The sequence below is a fragment of the Xenorhabdus kozodoii genome (assembly GCF_002632875.1).
Taxonomy (GTDB): Bacteria; Pseudomonadota; Gammaproteobacteria; order Enterobacterales; family Enterobacteriaceae; genus Xenorhabdus; species Xenorhabdus kozodoii.
This window is the reverse complement of record NZ_NJCX01000004.1, coordinates 42,314-60,456: the sequence shown is the minus strand read 5'-3', so window position 1 is coordinate 60,456 and position 18,143 is coordinate 42,314. Positions and strand designations below refer to the sequence as shown.

At 44.6% G+C, this 18,143-nt stretch carries 14 protein-coding genes and 1 other annotated feature; of the genes, 7 read left to right on the top strand and 7 right to left on the bottom strand.

The window, feature by feature from the left end; translation table 11 throughout:
* Positions 1-88, top strand: a sequence feature (5S ribosomal RNA rRNA prediction is too short).
* A gap of 67 nt (positions 89-155) precedes the next feature.
* A complete protein-coding gene (locus Xkoz_RS03605; protein WP_167386551.1) occupies positions 156-821 on the bottom strand; it encodes a GntR family transcriptional regulator in 666 nt (221 codons plus the stop codon).
* Between the two features lie 368 nt (positions 822-1,189).
* Here Xkoz_RS03605 and Xkoz_RS03600 point away from each other — a divergent pair, with 368 nt between their 5' ends.
* The 5 genes from Xkoz_RS03600 to Xkoz_RS03580 all read left to right on the top strand — a co-directional run bounded on the left by Xkoz_RS03600 (position 1,190) and on the right by Xkoz_RS03580 (position 8,858).
* Positions 1,190-2,440 (top strand): NRAMP family divalent metal transporter, encoded by a 1,251-nt coding sequence (locus Xkoz_RS03600; protein WP_099140806.1) that lies wholly within the window; start codon positions 1,190-1,192, stop codon positions 2,438-2,440.
* 10 nt (positions 2,441-2,450) lie between these two features.
* A complete protein-coding gene (locus Xkoz_RS03595) occupies positions 2,451-3,215 on the top strand; it encodes a LamB/YcsF family protein (RefSeq protein WP_099140805.1) in 765 nt (254 codons plus the stop codon).
* A gap of 36 nt (positions 3,216-3,251) precedes the next feature.
* The gene (locus tag Xkoz_RS03590) at positions 3,252-4,850 is read left to right on the top strand and encodes a 5-oxoprolinase subunit B/C family protein (protein WP_099140804.1); all 1,599 of its coding nucleotides are present in this window, start codon (positions 3,252-3,254) and stop codon (positions 4,848-4,850) included.
* Positions 4,847-6,613: an acetyl/propionyl/methylcrotonyl-CoA carboxylase subunit alpha gene (locus Xkoz_RS03585; protein ID WP_208615197.1), complete on the top strand. Its 1,767-nt coding sequence runs from the start codon at positions 4,847-4,849 to the stop codon at positions 6,611-6,613. Before Xkoz_RS03590 ends, Xkoz_RS03585 begins: the two co-directional genes overlap by 4 nt.
* 154 nt (positions 6,614-6,767) lie before the next feature.
* Complete coding sequence (locus Xkoz_RS03580; RefSeq protein WP_099140803.1) at positions 6,768-8,858, top strand: TonB-dependent receptor domain-containing protein; 2,091 nt, start codon at positions 6,768-6,770, stop codon at positions 8,856-8,858.
* A 93-nt stretch (positions 8,859-8,951) separates the two neighbouring features.
* Here the strand turns inward: Xkoz_RS03580 and frdD are convergent, their stop codons facing one another.
* From frdD to frdA, 4 genes are read right to left on the bottom strand one after another with little or no spacing between them, the layout of a single operon-like run.
* Entirely contained in the window at positions 8,952-9,308 is a 357-nt protein-coding gene (gene frdD / locus Xkoz_RS03575; RefSeq protein WP_244183386.1) for a fumarate reductase subunit FrdD, read from the bottom strand.
* Between the two features lie 12 nt (positions 9,309-9,320).
* Complete coding sequence (gene frdC / locus Xkoz_RS03570; RefSeq protein WP_099140801.1) at positions 9,321-9,716, bottom strand: fumarate reductase subunit FrdC; 396 nt, start codon at positions 9,714-9,716, stop codon at positions 9,321-9,323.
* 14 nt (positions 9,717-9,730) lie between these two features.
* The gene (locus Xkoz_RS03565) at positions 9,731-10,465 is read right to left on the bottom strand and encodes a succinate dehydrogenase/fumarate reductase iron-sulfur subunit (RefSeq protein ID WP_099140800.1); all 735 of its coding nucleotides are present in this window, start codon (positions 10,463-10,465) and stop codon (positions 9,731-9,733) included.
* A complete protein-coding gene (gene frdA, locus Xkoz_RS03560; RefSeq protein WP_099140799.1) occupies positions 10,458-12,254 on the bottom strand; it encodes a fumarate reductase (quinol) flavoprotein subunit in 1,797 nt (598 codons plus the stop codon). The genes Xkoz_RS03565 and frdA overlap by 8 nt, the downstream gene beginning before the upstream one ends.
* 423 nt (positions 12,255-12,677) lie before the next feature.
* On the opposite strand from frdA, the gene Xkoz_RS03555 reads away from it, so the two are divergent.
* Positions 12,678-12,995, top strand: a complete 318-nt coding sequence (locus tag Xkoz_RS03555; RefSeq protein WP_099140798.1) for a hypothetical protein — start codon at positions 12,678-12,680, stop codon at positions 12,993-12,995.
* Positions 12,996-13,244: 249 nt separating this feature from the next.
* Positions 13,245-14,222, top strand: coding sequence for an elongation factor P--(R)-beta-lysine ligase (gene epmA, locus Xkoz_RS03550; RefSeq protein ID WP_099140797.1), 978 nt, complete (start codon positions 13,245-13,247; stop codon positions 14,220-14,222).
* 79 nt (positions 14,223-14,301) lie between these two features.
* Here the strand turns inward: epmA and glpQ are convergent, their stop codons facing one another.
* The gene (glpQ, locus tag Xkoz_RS03545; protein ID WP_099140796.1) at positions 14,302-15,378 is read right to left on the bottom strand and encodes a glycerophosphodiester phosphodiesterase; all 1,077 of its coding nucleotides are present in this window, start codon (positions 15,376-15,378) and stop codon (positions 14,302-14,304) included.
* Positions 15,379-16,086: 708 nt separating this feature from the next.
* Positions 16,087-17,436 carry a glycerol-3-phosphate transporter gene (gene glpT, locus Xkoz_RS03540; RefSeq protein WP_099140795.1) on the bottom strand — a complete coding sequence of 450 codons (1,350 nt, stop codon included), beginning with the start codon at positions 17,434-17,436 and terminating at the stop codon, positions 16,087-16,089.
* Between the last annotated feature and the right edge of the window lie 707 nt (positions 17,437-18,143).

The following is an 18,143-nucleotide window of genomic DNA, read 5'->3' as shown; positions in this document are numbered from 1 at the left end:
GTGGGACCACCTGAATCCATGCCGAACTCAGCAGTGAAACGCCGTCGCGCCGATGGTAGTGTGGGGCCTCCCCATGCGAGAGTAGGGCACTGCCAGACATCACTTCAGACAGAGAAGCCATCCCTAACCGGATGGCTTTTTTGCGTTGGAATTTTTTATAAGATTGGGTGACTTTTACGTGTATAAGCAGCCAATATCGCCCTTTCTGATAGTTCCAAATAATCCTTCATTTTTTTAGCCGCTTGATCATTTTGTCCTGAGTTGAGCAGCTCCAAAATATGTGCGTTTTTGTCGATATAAGGTGCATATAAAAGTTCAGGATCATTCAAAATGCCGAAAGCCAGACGGAGTTCTGCGGAAATATTGTGGTAGAAAGCGATCAATCTTTCACTGTCAGTCAATTCCACTATCGCGGTATGAAAGTGCATATTTGCCGTTCCGGCACCAATCCAATCTTGCTGCTTGCGGCATTGTTGGGCGGTTTCAACAGCTTGTTTCATTTTGGTAATACTGGGATGCATTGGGTAAGCCTGAGCAAGAGCCTGACATTCAATTAACTGCCGAACGCGATAGATATCAATAATGGAAGCAATATCGGGCGTTGCAACAAATACGCCACGATTAGGTTCATGTTTCAGCAATCCTTCTTGTGTAAGAAGGCGGAACACTTCACGTAATGTATTTCGTGAAATTTCAAGTTGTTCACTCAGTGTCGCTTCTGATAGTCGTTGTCCAGGTAATAACTCCCCAACAACCAGTTTGTTTCTTATCGTTTCGGCGATTCTTTTACTCAGAATCTGGGGAGAGTGGTTTTTTTTCATAGTCATCCGTTAGATTTAATGGCTGATAACAAACACCTTCAAAGCGTAATATAAAAACGAATCTTCACATATTCCCCAATAACCAGCAAGTTACGGTCTTTGAACCCATGTAGGGCAATATCATTGTGCCTCTTGCACCTATATTGTGCATTCTGGCGATAAATGTAACGAAAAATATTAATATAGTGATCTCTATTGGATTTTCAGGATCGATAACACAATTCTATTTGCTTATTTTCTCGGCAACTCTTATTTATTGTTCAACAATATATTCATTTTAATCAAATAATTTTCTTCTTTGACTCCACAATGTACAGATATTGCTTAGAAAACAATAACTACAATAACGAAGCAGGGGAAAATAGCCTATGGCTATGCAGGAAGTTGTGAAACAAGATACGACCAATTTTGTATCAAATCGGCGCTCGTCTTTGATTGCTGCGGTTTTTTTGATGGCAACATCTGCGATTGGACCAGGGTTTATCACCCAGACAGCTACCTTTACTGCGACGATGGGAGCCGCTTTTGCTTTTGGCATTTTAGCCTCTATCGTGATTGATTTTGTGGTACAGCAAAATATCTGGCGCATTGTCACATTAACCAGAATGCAATCCGCGGATATTGCCAACGTTGCGATCCCAGGAAGTGGTTATTTATTAGCTATTCTGGTGATTTTTGGTGGATTAGTCTTTAACGTCGGTAATATTGCGGGAGCGGGATTAGGTCTGAATGCCTTGATGGGGTTAGATCCGAAATGGGGCGGATTACTCAGTGCGTTGATGGCTATCTACATTTTTACTTCCCGTAAAGCAGGTGTCACCATCGATCGTATGATGGTGATATTGGGACTTATCATGATAGGAATGACATTGTTTGTTGCAATAGTCTCTAATCCGCCAGTGGGAGAAGCCTTACGACAAACAGTGTTGCCTGATGAAATCAATTTTGCCACGATAACCACTATTGTTGGTGGAACTGTGGGGGGTTACATTTGCTATGCAGGCGCCCATCGTTTACTGGATAAAGGTGCGGTTGGCATTGAAAACATTCAAATTGTTTCCAGTGCTGCAACCAAAGGGATCTTGATCGTTGGCCTAATGCGATACCTGTTATTCCTCGCCATCTTGGGCGTCGTTGCCAGTGGCGTGACACTTGATGTTGCCAGCAAAACGGCCAATCCTGCTTCACAAGCATTTCAGTTCGCTGTTGGTGAATTTGGATTACGCATCTTTGGCTTAATCATCTGGGCTGCGGCAATGACCAGTATTATTGGGGCTGCCTATACTTCTATTTCTTTTGGCAGTGTCTTCCGAAAGTCATTTTCTGAGCGCCAGCGCAATATTGCGACATTACTCTTTATTGCCACATCGCTAGCCGTTTATCTATTCATGGGAACCCCGCCAGCCGCGTTATTGGTGTTCGCCGGTGGTTTCAATGGTCTTATTCTTCCTCTTGGTTTGACTATCTTTGTTTATGTTGGCTGGAAACGCGCTGATTTGATGGCAGGGTATGTTTACCCTCGCTGGTTGCTGTGGTCAGGTGCGGTAACGTGTGTGCTGACATGGTACATGGGCGCCATGTCTATCGGTTCAATCTTTGAATTTTTGAAATCAGCTTAACGGGGGCATCATGATAAAAACCATCGACTTGAATAGTGATCTGGGTGAAAGTTTTGGTCAATGGCGCATGGGAAACGATGAAGAAATATTGGGAATTGTGAGTAGTGCTAACGTTGCCTGCGGTTTTCATGCCGGCGATCCGGCAGGGATTTTGCGGACATTAAAATCTGCCCGGAAAAATAATGTCGCGATAGGCGCCCATGTTTCTTATCCCGATTTGGTGGGTTTTGGACGACGCAAAATGGAGATAGCCAGTCATGAACTTACCGCGGATGTTATTTACCAGATTGGCGCCTTGCAAGGATTGGCCGTAACAGCAGGGACTAAAGTGAGTTATGTGAAACCTCATGGCGCGCTTTATAACACCATTGCCAATGACGAATATCAGGCTGTTGCTGTTATTGAAGGCATTCTGGCGATAGATCCCAATCTTGTGTTGGTGGGTTTGGCGGGATCAAACATTCTCAGGCTGGCTCAAGAAAAGGGGTTGAAAACCATCGCAGAAGCGTTTGCCGATCGAGCCTATACCTCACAAGGGGAATTAGTTTCCCGCCGTGAAACTGGTTCTGTTTTGCATGATGCCGAACTCGTTGCCCAGCGCATGTTGCAATTGGTGACAGAAGGGGGCATTGAGTCAATTGATGGCAAATTTACCCCAATTCAGGCGGATTCAATTTGCGTGCATGGTGACAGCCCAGGTGCGGTAGCGATGGCAAAACAGGTGAAAACCGTTTTGCAGCAAGCGGGAATGACCATTCGGTCATTTATGTATTGATCGCATTGATAGGGTTCATCATTTAGGGAGATAGCCTTGCGTTTTTTACCTGTTAATTGCAATACCATCATGGTTGAATTGAGTGGCTTGGCAGAAACATTGGCTCTGCTTGATTCACTGAACATGGCACCTATTTTGGGGATTGAAGAAATTATTCCGGCAGCGAGAACGCTAATGGTTCGTTTTCGGCCGACAAAAGTATCAATCCAACAATTGGCGACAGAAATCGGTCGCCGAGATTTACAAGAGCGCAGCCATGCAATGGGAAAAAGAGTCGTCATTCCTGTGCATTACAACGGCGATGATCTCGCGTTGGTTGCGGAAATATTGGGGTGCACAGTCCAGAAAGTGATTAGGCAACATACCGAAAATGAGTATACCGTGGCCTTTACCGGATTTGCCCCAGGGTTTGCCTATATGGTATCGAACACCTCACAATGGAATATACCTCGCCGAACAAGCCCCAGAACGCGCATTCCAGCGGGAGCCGTTGCCTTGGCGGGAGAATTCAGTAGCATTTATCCGCAGGCAAGCCCAGGGGGATGGCAGCTTATCGGCATGACGGCCGAACGTATGTGGGATCTTTCCCGCCCATCTCCGGCCTTATTGCAACCGGGTTATCGGGTTAACTTTCGAGATGCCGGGCGTCACCCTGCCACAATCAGTTTGCCCGAAACGCCAGACAAGGACATGGCACCGGCTTTAGTGGCATCCAGTCATTTGGAAATTTTGTCGGTGGGATTACAAACCTTATTTCAGGATCTGGGGCGTGTTGGTCAGGCAAAATGGGGGATCTCAGGATCGGGTGCAATGGATAAAAGCGCTCTGCGCAGTGCAAACCGTATTGTTGGTAATCCCTCTGATCAGGCTGGTCTGGAAATCGTTCAGGGCGGATTTAAGGCGATGGCACATGGGCAGATGCTGATTGCAATTACCGGGGCGTCATGTCCAATAGAGATAAAAACACCATCGGGTGAAATATTCAGTGTAAATACTTACCAACCGATTGATCTCAACGAGGGTGATGAAATTTCGTTGGGGGTTCCGGTCGCTGGCATGCGTAGCTATTTATCGGTGCGCGGAGGTTTTACGATCCCAGCCATCTTATCCAGCCATTCATTTGATACGTTGTCCAATATTGGACCTGCTCCATTAAAAATCAATGACAAATTAGCGGTCGGTGAAACATCTCGCTGTGCCGCAATATCTGTCTGTGAAACCCCCGCTTTTGATATGCCAGATAAAGATGAAATCGTGATATTAGATATCCTCTTTGGCCCTCGTACAGATTGGTTTACGCCAGAATCTATCGACTTATTGAGCAAACAAATTTGGCAGGTAACCCCCCAATCCAATCGAATCGGTTTGAGACTAAATGGTGAGTGTTCACTATCAAGGATCAAGCGACAAGAATTGCCCAGCGAAGGAACCTGTGCCGGGGCGATACAAATTCCGGCTAATGGTCAGCCTGTACTCTTTTTGGCGGATCATCCGTTGACAGGAGGATATCCAGTCATTGCCTCCATCGCCGATTATCATCTTGATCTGGCTGGCCAGATCCCCGTCAACGCCAAAATTCGATTTAACCCCATTCGCCAATTCCATGAAATTCAAGGGAGTCATGATTTGCCATGAACACCACTGTGAACAATTTAAATCATCGTAATAAGAAAGTGCTGATTGCCAACCGTGGTGAGATTGCCGTCCGGATCATTCGGGCTTGCCGCGATTATGGCGTACAGACCGTTGCTGTCTATGCAGATGTTGATATCAACGCCCAGCATGTTCAATTGGCTGATGAGGCTTATGCGCTGGGAGGAAATAGTCCTACAGAAACTTACCTCAATATTCCCCGGTTGCTGGATGTGGCGAAGAGCTCAGGGGCAACGATGGTGCATCCCGGTTACGGCTTTTTATCTGAGCGAGCGGAATTCGCTCAGGCCGTGATTGATGCTGGCTTAATTTGGATTGGCCCTAACCCTGAAACGATTAATAAGTTAGGCGATAAAGTTCAGGCGCGTAAGATAGCCCAGCAAGTGGGAGCACCGTTGGTTGTCGGGACATCAGAGCCAGTTAACACTGTACAGGAAGTCGTTGACTTCGCGGAGCAGCATGGCTTACCGATTGCCATCAAAGCGGCTTTTGGTGGGGGAGGACGGGGCTTGAAAGTTGTCTGGCGCATGGATGAAGTGGCAGAGCTTTATCACTCGGCGGTACGTGAGGCGACAGCAGCATTTGGTCGTGGTGAATGTTTTATTGAGCAATTTTTGGATAAACCGCGCCATATTGAAGCACAGGTTATTGCGGACAAACAGGGGCATGTGGTGGTACTTGGCACCCGTGATTGCTCTTTGCAACGTCGTAACCAAAAGTTGGTGGAAGAAGCCCCTGCGCCATTTTTAACCCAGGAACAAAGAGAACGTATTCACCAGTCAGCAAAAGCCATTTGTGCAGCAGCCAATTATGTGGGAGCGGGTACAGTAGAATTTTTACTCAGCGCAGATGGCACACTTTCTTTCTTGGAAGTTAATACTCGCTTACAAGTAGAACACCCCGTAACAGAAGAGACAACGGGCATTGATTTGGTGATCGAGCAATTGCGAGTTGCGGAAGGTTATCCGTTAAGCATTCAGGAAACCCCTATCCCAAGGGGGCATTCGTTTGAGTTTCGCATTAATGCGGAAGATGCCGCTAAAGGTTTCCTGCCAACGTCTGGCATCATTACCGAATTTATCCCACCCGCCGGCCCTGGCATTCGTCTGGATTCTGGTGTGATTGAGGATTCCACAATTCCGGCAACCTTTGATTCACTCATGGCGAAATTAATTGTTACCGGGGCGACCAGGGAACAGGCCATTGTTCGGGCACGTCGGGCATTGAAAGAGTTTAAGATCCACGGCGTGGCCTCTGTATTACCTTTCCATCAAGCAGTGATGGCGCATCCTGATTTTATTGCTGGTGATCAGTTCAATGTCCATACCCGCTGGATTGAAACCGATTTTGTCAATGAATTAGAGGCTTCGCTACGCCAATTTCCGCCAGAGGATAAAGAAATCACCCGCACTTTTATTGAGATTGATGGCCGCAGACATGAATTGGGATTGCCAGCGAATTTATGGGCGCATTTAGTTCCTGTTAGTGAACAGCCATTTTCGTTGCCTGCGGTAAAGGAAAAACAGCCGGAAGATCCCCGTCAGGTCAAAGCCCCTATATCCGGTATCCTGCATGCTTGGCTGGTTGAAGAGGGTGAAAAAGTCAGTGAGGGTGATGTGATTGCCGTTATGGAAGCCATGAAAATGGAAGTACAAATCCATGCCCCCCGTTCAGGAAAAATCACATTCTGTGCCCAGGCAGGAAGTTATCACGATGCAGAGCATGTCTTGGCGAACATAGAATAGAAACATCGGGTAGTAATATTGATTAAAATAGCAGGATCGGCTGATCCTGCCTTCCGCACCCCGATATATCCCATACTCATCTTTAAAGTTATTTACATTTCCCTTAGAAATGTAAATAATAATGCTTCTCAATAGTATCCTTGATTGAAAATAAATGTCTAAAATTACCAAAATTTACGCTAGCCTGGCGAAAAATGGCCTGTGTGTTCCTTTGATGTCCGCATCTATGCTGACAGTGGCTATCTCCACCAACGCCTTTGCAAGTACTGAAAACACGACAAAAAGAACGACTGATGTCAGTGATACCCTGGTTGTTATTGCGGATAATAATGCCCAAGGCGCACCAGAAGAAAGAAAAGTCAGCCGCAATGAAATCAGGGTCAAACAAGCACAAAGTGTCGGTGAAATTTTAAAAAATGTACCGGGTGTACAAGCCGGTCACCCTAGCGCTTTAGGGCAACGCTTTAAAATCCGTGGCATGGACGACCAATTCATCAACGTGACAATTGATGGTGCAAGACAAGAGGGATATCACTTCCACCATGCCGGCAATTACGGCATCGATCCTGAAATGCTAAAGCAGGTTGATATCAAAGTCGGTAGTAACAGTATTACCTACGATACAGGTGCTATTGGTGGTGCATTAAAATTTGAAACCGTTGATGCGGGGGATCTGTTAGAGCCGGGACAATTATTTGGCGCCAAAGGAAAATTAAACTACTCAAGCAATGGTTCCGAATTCCAACAATCCTTAGCGACCTATGGTCGATTAGGTGCTGCTGATTTATTAGGTTACTTTACCCATCGCAATATGCATAACTCTATGTCTGGCAGGGATAATAGCGGGCGAGAGTCTATCCCGACAGATGGAAGATTATTCAATTACTTATTGAAAGCGAAATTTAATCTGACGGATGAGCAGTATATTAATGTATCAAAAGAACATTATAAAAATGATGCAGCAACCAGTTTCCGATTGAATTTTGGACAAGACGTCAATAATGGCAAGAAAGCGAAGTATGCCATTGACCGTGACACCCATAATATCATTTATGGCTATGCGCCCGTTGATAATGACCTCATTGACTTAAAAGTATCCGCTTATCATACGGAACAAACCTCTACCCATATGAAACCCCTAAATGGTGATGGGAGCGGATTTAAGAGTATTGTTGAAACCCAAGGTATTAAGATTCGTAATACCTCTAGTTTTGATACCCAGAAATTATCCCATGCCTTAACCTATGGGTATGAATATTTTGATACCCGAATGGGATACACTGATGAAGATGAAAATATTCATAAAAAAGAACTAGAAAAAGCAAATTCATCATCCATTTACTTAGAAGATGATATTCAATTGGCTGATTTTCACGTCATACCGGGTATCAGATGGGATTACTATAAATACCATACCGTTAATAAACAGCATCAGCCGTTTGAGAGAACTTACGCTCATGTCTCCAAAGCACTTGGCTTGAAATACGAGCTTGGGGCATATACCACTTTATTTGCCAACTATACCGAACTGTTTAGAGGTCCATTGGGCAAAGAGCTGATGGGATTCTCCAACCAGAGCAATAACCTGAAAGCCACAACCGGTTACAATCTGGAAACGGGTTTGGCTGGCGCTTATCCGAGTGTTTTTGCAGACAATGATTCATTAGTGGTATCAGGTAAAGTGTTCCAAACAAACTTTAAAAACCTGTCTACAACCTTGGCCAAGAATGAGCTACATAATCTCCCGAAAGCCAGACTGCAAGGGTTTGAATTAGCGGCTGGCTATAAACTGGATAATGTATCTTTAAAAGCCACTTATGCCAAAGTCAATAATAAAATTATTGAAGGTAATGAGTTAATTAACAAAGCCTTTACCAAAGGATTAGAGTTTATGCCGTCAGTGGGTGACTCTATCACTGTGGGTGGTAGTTACCTGTTTGACAAAACCGATATTGAACTCGGTTGGAATACTCGCTTTGTTCTGTCAAAAAACTCAAAAGGTAAAACCCGAAACGATAAGAAAGAAGAGATTATCGTCGATGTACATAAACGGGGATATGGCGTAAGTAATATGTATATCTCTTGGGCGCCAAAATTAGGGACATTTAAAAATACAGAACTTCAGTTTGGCATCGATAATGTCTTCGATAAACGTCACAACGAGCACTCTTACTATTTGAATACTTACCAAGGACAAGAAGAAAAAGGCCGCACATATAAAGCGACAATTTCTTATAAGTTCTAATAAGCATCGCGTAAAGGTTTCCAAAATACCTTGCGTAAAAAGTCTGCGGTTTATCCGCAGACTTTTTTTCAGGATTGCAACCAGTGTGTGCAATTACAGCGTAAAAACGCCAATCAGGGCGATCACCGTTAAAATCGCGGCGGCACCATAAAACACCCATTTACTGGCAGGAATAGGGATTTGCAAATCGTGCATGCCATGATGTAAGCGGTGCAAACCACACCATAAAGGCAGGCTAATCATCAACAGCAAAAAGACACGGCCAATAAAACTCTGGCAAAATGTCAGGATGCGTTCATAAGAAAGCGCCTCTGGCGCCAATCCCAGTGGCAGCAAGATACCCAGTAGCAAAATAATGGCTGGCCCAATAATCGCGCTCCACATGCCGCCGGCACCAAACAGCCCCCAGAAAATCGGTTCATCGGAACGCTTAGGTACTTGATTCATCAGATCCTCCTTGGGTCAGAAAAGCAGGGCGATGCCGAGGATCACGGCGCTAGCAATGATCGTGATTGCCCATAGCAGTTTGATAATGGGTTCTGGCGGCATTTTCTCATTTTTAACAATGAGATTGAGAGCCTTAGGTGCCAGCTCAAACCATGTTTTAGTATGCAGCAATGCCGCCAGCAAGGTGATGATATTCACCAGCAACACCAGTGGGTTTTGCAGAAAAGAGACAAATCCCGCCCAACTTTCAGGGCCACTTTTCAGGGCGAACAAGCCGTAAAGTACCAAGATACTGAACCAAACCGTGGGAATGGCGGTCCCTTCCCGCAACATATAGAAGCGATAAAAACCCAGTTTATGCCACCAATGCGTTTCCATACCCCGCACATAAGGCTTACGTTTTGTCGTCATTACTTTTTCCTCCCTTATTGTGGTTTCAGCATGGAGATCAGAAAATCTTTGGCGCTTTCTGCCTTGCTTTGCTGGATCGCACCGGCCGGATCGACATGTTTCGGGCACACTTCAGAGCAGTAGCCGACAAAAGTGCAAGACCAGACGCCATTATCGCTGTTGATTTGCGGCATACGTTCTTTCTTGCCGTGGTCGCGGCTATCAAGGTTATAGCGGTGAGCCAGTGTGACCGCCGCAGGTCCAATAAATTCAGGATTCAGGCCAAATTGCGGACAGGCCGCATAGCACAAGCCACAATTGATACAACCGGAAAACTGATGATACTTCGCCATTTGGGCGGGCGTCTGCACACTTGGCCCATCGGCAGGTTGACGATCATTGCCAATGATATAAGGTTTGATCGCTTCCAGACTCTCAATAAAGTGAGTCATATCTACAACCAAATCCCGTTCAATAGGGAAATTACCCAGCGCTTCAACTTTCATGCCCTGGGCGTAATCGCGCAGGAAGGTTTTACAGGCCAGTTTCGGTACACGGTTTACCATCATGCCGCAGGAGCCACAAATTGCCATGCGACAAGACCAGCGGTAAGAGAGGTCGGGCGCCAGATTGTCCTTGATATAACCCAATGCATCCAGCAGTGAAGTTTGCTCATCGTAAGGCACTTCATAAGTGACGAAATGGGGTTCATTGTCGATTTCCGGGTTATAGCGCATGACTTCCATTTTCAGATTATTCATCTCAGCCATTCGCTTGCTCCTTCTGTTTTTTCTCTTGTGCCGCCGCTTCACCACCATAGACCCGTTTTGCGGGTTGAGATTTGGTGATCTTCACCTCACTGTATTCCAGATGTGGGGCGCCTTCTGGGTTATAGCGTGCCAGCGTATGTTTCAGGAAATTCTCATCATCACGTTCGGTACAACCTTCATCAAGGCGCTGGTGGGCGCCACGGGATTCTTTGCGATTGATGGCCGAATGCGCCATACATTCAGCGACATCCAAGCCAAACCCTAATTCAATGGTGTAGAGCAGATCGGTATTGAATACGCTGGAACGGTCGCTAATTTCGATATGTCTAAAACGTTCTTTGAGTTCAGCAATTTTGTCGATGGTTTTCTGCATAAGTTCTGGTGTGCGATAAATGCCGCAACCTTCTTCCATTGATGTTCCCAGTTCATCGCGGATTTTCGCCCAGTTTTCGCCGCCTTTCTGATTTAGCAACCTATTCAGTTTATCTTCAACATCACGGACCTGGGCATCCAATACGCTATGATTGGCGGGTTTGACGTTCTGGATATGCTTGACCGCTTCTTCACCGGCCAGCCGTCCAAAGACAACCAATTCAGCCAGCGAGTTAGAGCCAAGACGATTTGCACCATGCAGGCCAACAGAGGCGCATTCCCCGATAGCGAACAATCCCTTGATACGTGTTTCGCATTGTTGATTGGTTTCGATTCCGCCCATGGTGTAATGTGCCGTTGGGCGAACGGGAATTGGCTGTTTGACAGGATCAACGCCGACATAGGCTTTTGCCAGCTCACAGATAAATGGCAAACGTTCGAGCAGTTTTTTCTCCCCCAAATGACGCAAATCCAGATGTACGACATCGCCGCGCGGCGTTGCGATGGTACGGCCTGCCCGCCACTCATGCCAGAATGCCTGGGACACTTTGTCGCGCGGACCTAATTCCATATATTTGTTTTCAGGCTGTCCAAGTGGGGTTTCTGGCCCCAAGCCATAATCTTGTAGATAGCGATAACCGTCCTTGTTTACCAGAATCCCGCCTTCACCGCGACAGCCTTCGGTCATCAAAATACCGGAACCGGGCAGGCCGGTTGGGTGATATTGCACAAATTCCATATCGCGCAAGGGGACGCCGTGACGGAATGCGATCCCCATGCCATCACCTGTAACAATCCCGCCATTGGTGTTATAACGGTAGACCCGCCCGGCACCGCCCGTTGCCATAATGACCGCATTTGCGCGGATCTGGACTTTCGTCCCTTCCATCATATTCAGTGCAACCAATCCGCGCACGTGTCCTTCATCCACTAAAATATCGAGGACAAAATGCTCATCAAAGCGCTGGATTTGTGGATACTTAAGCGAAGTTTGGAACAGGGTATGGAGCATATGGAAGCCAGTCTTATCGGCGGCAAACCAGGTGCGCTCAATCTTCATGCCCCCAAAACGCCGCACGTTGACAGAACCATCCTCTTTTCGGCTCCACGGGCAGCCCCACTGCTCTAGCTGGATCATTTCTGTCGGGCAATGTTTGACGAAATACTCAACCACATCTTGTTCACACAGCCAGTCACCACCGGATACCGTGTCATTGAAGTGAAAATCGTAAGAATCGTGTGACTGAGTGACGGCGGCCGATCCGCCTTCTGCGGCCACGGTATGGCTGCGCATGGGATAAACTTTTGAGAGCAAGGCGATGTTGAGTTGAGGATTGGCTTCAGCAGCAGCGATGGCAGCCCGTAATCCGGCACCACCGGCTCCGATAATCGCGAGGTCGACATTGAAGGTTTTCACTGCTCTTCTCCATTGTTCAAGTGGGATCAATTGAAGTGAATCAAAAATCAGTTAAAAGAACACTATCTACTATTTTTTATAGGGTTTAATTATAACGAACAATATAGGGGGTAAATTTGATATGGATGCGGGTTTTGTGGGATTTTGCTGATAAAGTGTGATCTGGAGCATATTTTTATTTACTCAAAAACGACATATTAATGTTGACATAATTTCATTAGTGTAATTCAAGCAAGATTAAGTAATAGAATTCATTATTTTGGATAACAAGAAGGTTATTATTAAGTTATATCAGTGGCCTTTCAAGATGCGTCTTATATCCCCCGCTTCGCGGGGAGAAATCAGGTTTCATATCGTGTTGTAAATTGCAACTTGAAGTTTAATGCGTATATATGTAACTAACTACTTTAAGGGGTGTTTATTATGAATGATGAACAACGAGAAGATCAGGGTGAACCTGAATATTATGGCAATGTGACAATTCTACAATTGGAAACTTACCCACAATTTGAGGCATTATCAACTAATAATGTTGAAGTGACATTTAAAGATTCGCTGGGATATGAACATAATAATTTTTATTTAACAAATGCCAATGGTCAGATAGAAGGTGGAGGCGTATATACAACGCTACTGCTCGCGTTATTAAATAACAAATTTGTGACATTAAAAACCAATGGGTTTGTTGGCTCTCATAATGAAAGGTACATCACAGGCGTTATCATTACATATAATGCTTAAATGAATTTTTCCAATTGCAACCCAAAAGAGTTGTCGATGATGTTTGCAAAAAATATTATGAAATATGGATAGGGACTTCCATATTCTTTCAGCATAAATAAAAGAATAACGAAATAATTAATCAAGCTGAAAATCAAAAAATTAAGTGTATAAAGAATAAGGGCATAAAGAAATTGGGCGCAATGAATTGTCTGATAGGCTTGATGAAGGTAAACTGCGCGTTTTGTTTTATTTTGGAGTCATAGGAATATGAACGAAAACGCGAATTGGCAGCCAAGTGCCCCTATCGCCAATGTATTGAAAAGGGCGAAGATTTTAGCAGAAATACGGCGCTTTTTCGCAGATCGTGGGGTGTTGGAAGTCGAAACGCCTGCCATGAGTCAGGCGACTGTCACCGACGTTCATCTGGTTCCTTTCCAGACACAATTCGTTGGACCGGGAGCGGCAGATGGCTTGACTCTGTACCTGATGACTAGCCCTGAATACCACATGAAGCGTCTGCTGGCAGCGGGAAGCGGTTCCATTTATCAGATGGGGAAAAGTTTTCGCAATGAGGAAGCGGGTCGTCATCATAACCCAGAGTTCACCATGCTGGAGTGGTATCGTCCGCACTATGACATGTATCGCTTGATGAATGAAGTGGATGACTTGTTGCAGCAGATCCTGGATTGTGAAAGTGCCGAATCGCTTTCTTACCAACAGGCTTTCATGCGATATCTGGAGATTGATCCCCTGACCGCAAGCAAAGAAAAATTGCGTGAAGTCGCGGCGAAACTTGATCTCAGTAATATTGCTGATCAGGAAGAAGATCGCGACACGTTGTTGCAGCTACTTTTTGTCATGGGTGTAGAAACTCAGATCGGCATTGAAAAACCGACGTTTATCTATCATTTTCCGGCATCTCAAGCGGCATTGGCGGAAATTAGCAAGGAAGATCACCGTGTTGCGGAGCGCTTTGAAGTCTATTTCAAAGGCATGGAGTTGGCGAACGGTTTTCGTGAACTGACTGACAGTAATGAGCAACGTCTTCGTTTCGAACAGGATAACCGTAAACGTGAAGCGATGGGCTTACCGGTTCAGCCGATTGATGAATATCTGCTGGCAGCCCTTGCTCACGGAATGCCTGAATGTGCGGGTGTCGCATTAGGGGTAGATCGTCTGATCATGCTGGCGTTAGGGGCTGAGCGGATTAGCGAGGTTATTGCTTTTCCAGTGGGGATCTCGTGACACATTATTGATGTCGCATTGGGTCATGATTGGGGCAGTCCTGGACTGCCCCGCTGTTTTTCTGCGTTATTGACACGGATTATTTATGCTCGTGATGTTTTCTCAGGAACTTCACTGCTAAATCAGGGAAATCGGTAAATGCCCCATCGACATTCGCCTTGTCGAAAACAATATCAAATAGCTGGTTGCCGCTGGTGGCATATTTTGGCAATTGGTCGATACGGATGGTATAGGGGTGTACCGCCAGATGGCTGGCGTGAGCCTCTTTCACCATGCCGGTCAATTTAATGTTGTTTGGCGTAGAGTTACTGGCAATAAGCATATGGTAATCTGGGCCAATTCCATCAGCATATTTTGCCACTTCTTTCATGGCACCCGGTTTAAACATCCATTCATAGCTATAATTCTGCCATGTGCCATCTGGCTTTTGTTCGTAAGTTTCATTCCAATCGGTGTAAGCGATAAGCTGGATCAGTTTCAGATCCATCCCCAGCTTCGGCTCTAGCTCATTTTTGATGCGTTTGAGTTCATTGGCATCAAAACATTGTAGATAAACTTTATCGCTCTTTTTGGTATAGCCATACTGTTTCAGGACTTCCAGTACCTTGCTGGTGATATCTTTACCTTCCTGACGATGGAACCATGGCGCTTTAATTTCAGGATAAATACCAATGTCTTTGCCCGTCGATTTGTTCAATCCTTGAATAAATTCAAGCTCTTCCTGAAAGGTATGGATGTGGAAATCTGATTTACCCATTGGGAAACGTCCAGGATAGCTTTGGACTTTTTTTCCATCCTTGATATCAAAACCTTCGGTAAATTTCAGTGACTTAATTTCTGGCAGGGTAAAGTCGATAGCATAATAACGGCCGTCAGCACGGGCGCGGTTTGGAAAACGCTCTGCGACATCCGTGACGCGATCAAGATAGTGATCGTGCAGTACAATGAGCTGGTCATCTTTCGTCATGACCAGATCTTGCTCAAGATAATCCGCACCTTGTGCATAGGCCATTGCTTTGGCGGGTAATGTGTGTTCAGGCAAATAACCGCTAGCGCCACGATGGGCGATAACAATTTTATCTGCGGCATGTGCAATGCCTGACATGGATGATGCTAACAGAATACCGGCCATAATTGCCTTAATAGGGGTCTGCATTGGGATTCTCCATTTATGCTAATAGAAATTTTAAACAAAAAACGATGTTATTTACCGCGTTACTCATTTTTTGTCTTTCGTCGGTAGCCAGAAAAATAGGGTGTTAATTTATGTCGATTTTTATATAAGATAATGACATAACACAATCCTGAATATTAACTTTACCCGCAGTATGTCACAATTTTATGACATAAAAATGTTTCTTTGGATTTTGTTTATATTCAGTCTTGTTCTCAACGAATGTGTAGAGCACGCCTTTGCCTCTCGTGCTTATCATCTAACATGGATTTTTATATTGAAATATACCAATCCAACTTCAAGTTGCAGTTTGTAAGCCAATGAGAGTGTTTATATCTCCCCGCTGCGCGGGGAGATATAAGACGCATCTTGAAAGGCGACTGGTATAAGCATCAGGTAGTCACGGCAAATCAGATAAATGAATAATGACAAATTGGTTTACATAATATCAAAATACAAAATCAACAGATTGTGAATGCAGTAGAGATATAATGAAGATATTCATAAGATAAAAGTAATCAGTGTGTTTAATGAGAAATAACACACTTAACTACGTATACCAATCCAACTTCAAGTTGCCGTTTGCAAGCCAATGAGAGTGCTTATATCTCCCCGCTACGCGGGGAGATATAAGATGCATCTTGAAAGGCGATTGATAGGGTTATTAATCAGCGTCTTTCAGTAATATCATTAACCTTGACGGGCAATTTCCTGCTTATGTTTGTTTTCACTTAACATCACAAACAACAACAGAATAACAGAGAGAATGCTACCGCCGATCATGACCATAAAGCCACCGTCCCAACCGAAATAGTCAACGGTATAGCCGACGATAATACTGGCCGCAACTGAACCCCCCAAATAGCCAAACAGACCCGTAAAGCCTGCGGCGGTTCCGGCTGCTTTTTTCGGTGCTAATTCCAGGGCGTGCAGGCCGATTAACATCACCGGTCCGTAAATCAGGAAGCCGATAACCAGCATACAGATCATATCAATCGTAGGGTTACCTTCTGGGTTCAGCCAGAATACGATAGTGGCGATGGTGACAAGGATCATAAAGAATACGCCAGTAGCACCCCGGTTACCTTTAAAGACTTTGTCAGACATCCAACCACACAGCAGCGTACCTGGAATACCCGCATACTCATACAGGAAGTAAGCCCAGGAAGATTTATCCATGGTGAAGTCTTTGACTTCCTTCAAGTAAGTGGGTGACCAATCAAGGATACCGTAACGCAGCAAATAGACGAATACGTTGGCTACGGCGATCATCCACAGCAACTTGTTCGGCAAAACGTACTGCATGAAGATTTCTTTTGCCGTCAGTTCCTTTTCGTTCTTTTCCGTATAATCGGCAGGGTAGTCGTTTTTATACTCTTCAATTGATGGCAAACCACAAGATTGTGGTGTATCACGCATTATGGCAAAAACGATGAGTGCCACGACGATAGCCGCAAAGGCTGGCATATAAAATGCCGCTTTCCAGTCATTGAACCAGGCCATCCCCAACATGAACAGTAATGGTGGTATACCCCCGCCAACGTTGTGGGCACAGTTCCAGACAGAAACAATACGGCCACGCTCTTTCTGTGACCACCAGTGCACCATGGTACGTCCGCAAGGAGGCCATCCCATGCCCTGGAACCAACCGCAGAGGAACAACAAAGAAAACATGATAGCAATGCTGGAAGTGGCCCATGGCACAAAGCCCATAAACAGCATCACCACCGCTGCCAGTATCAAACCCGCCGGCAAGAAAACACGTGGATTCGAACGGTCGGAAACGGAACCCATGATGAATTTTGAGAATCCGTAAGCAATCGAAATACCTGATAGTGCGAAGCCAAGATCTCCCTTAGAAAAACCTTGATCGATCAAAGAAGGTATGGCGAGTGCAAAGTTTTTTCTTACCAGATAGTAAGCTGCATATCCAAAGAAAATTCCCATAAAAATTTGCCAGCGCAAGCGACGATAGAGTGGATCTATTTCCTGCGCAGGCAACCGAGCCTTATGAGGCGCCGGCTTGAAAATACTTAACATATTTGTCTCCACGTGACTTTTGTATGAGCGAGTCACCACCATTAAGCAGTGATGGTGCTAAACGAAAATTTTGACTACTTATTTTCTATATCGAAGCTAATATTAGCTGAAAACAACCTTATATGACTGTGAGGTATCGCTAACATATAGATATAATTTCGCAAAGTCGATAATTTTGAGTGATTTAGCACTTTTTTTGAATACAATTTATTTATATTAGTGTGATGATAGTCACAATGAGCGGCTTTTTGGTTATTTTTTATTTTTGCACGTTTAAAATTTGTTTATATTCTCGACCCAATAAAAGCGCATTATTGTTAGGGGAATTTGCCTGATATCGTCATCATGAAAAAAATGAGATAAATATAATCCACACAAACGTTCCTATTATAAATGTTATTTAATAAATAAAAGCATTTCCCTACCTGCTGTTTTTAAAAAATCGCCCTATTTTCTTGCCGAAGTTATTTACATAATGCCCTCATTTATTTATGTGATTCATTTTTTTATTTACATGCTTTGCGTTTTTTATAACACAGTTATAAATAAAATGTTTGAAATTAAAACCCAACATAATGGATATTACTACAAATAGTTATTCATACTCATGATAGCAGTTTTCAAGCCGGTTTGGATGACTATTTTTCGTTGTAAAATATAATAATATCAACTGGTTAATTGAGTTTGGTCGCAGGTTGTATAGGCGT

Bases quoted from the DNA above. Each gene is read 5' to 3' on its own strand.
- glpT (WP_099140795.1), bottom strand. From the start codon at position 17,436: ATGTTAAGTATTTTCAAGCCGGCGCCTCATAAGGCTCGGTTGCCTGCG.
- Xkoz_RS03600 (WP_099140806.1), top strand. From the start codon at position 1,190: ATGGCTATGCAGGAAGTTGTGAAACAAGATACGACCAATTTTGTATCA.
- frdC (WP_099140801.1), bottom strand. From the start codon at position 9,716: ATGACGACAAAACGTAAGCCTTATGTGCGGGGTATGGAAACGCATTGG.
- glpQ (WP_099140796.1), bottom strand. From the start codon at position 15,378: ATGCAGACCCCTATTAAGGCAATTATGGCCGGTATTCTGTTAGCATCA.
- Xkoz_RS03585 (WP_208615197.1), top strand. From the start codon at position 4,847: ATGAACACCACTGTGAACAATTTAAATCATCGTAATAAGAAAGTGCTG.
- Xkoz_RS03555 (WP_099140798.1), top strand. From the start codon at position 12,678: ATGAATGATGAACAACGAGAAGATCAGGGTGAACCTGAATATTATGGC.
- Xkoz_RS03580 (WP_099140803.1), top strand. From the start codon at position 6,768: ATGTCTAAAATTACCAAAATTTACGCTAGCCTGGCGAAAAATGGCCTG.
- Xkoz_RS03565 (WP_099140800.1), bottom strand. From the start codon at position 10,465: ATGGCTGAGATGAATAATCTGAAAATGGAAGTCATGCGCTATAACCCG.
- Xkoz_RS03595 (WP_099140805.1), top strand. From the start codon at position 2,451: ATGATAAAAACCATCGACTTGAATAGTGATCTGGGTGAAAGTTTTGGT.
- epmA (WP_099140797.1), top strand. From the start codon at position 13,245: ATGAACGAAAACGCGAATTGGCAGCCAAGTGCCCCTATCGCCAATGTA.
- Xkoz_RS03605 (WP_167386551.1), bottom strand. From the start codon at position 821: ATGAAAAAAAACCACTCTCCCCAGATTCTGAGTAAAAGAATCGCCGAA.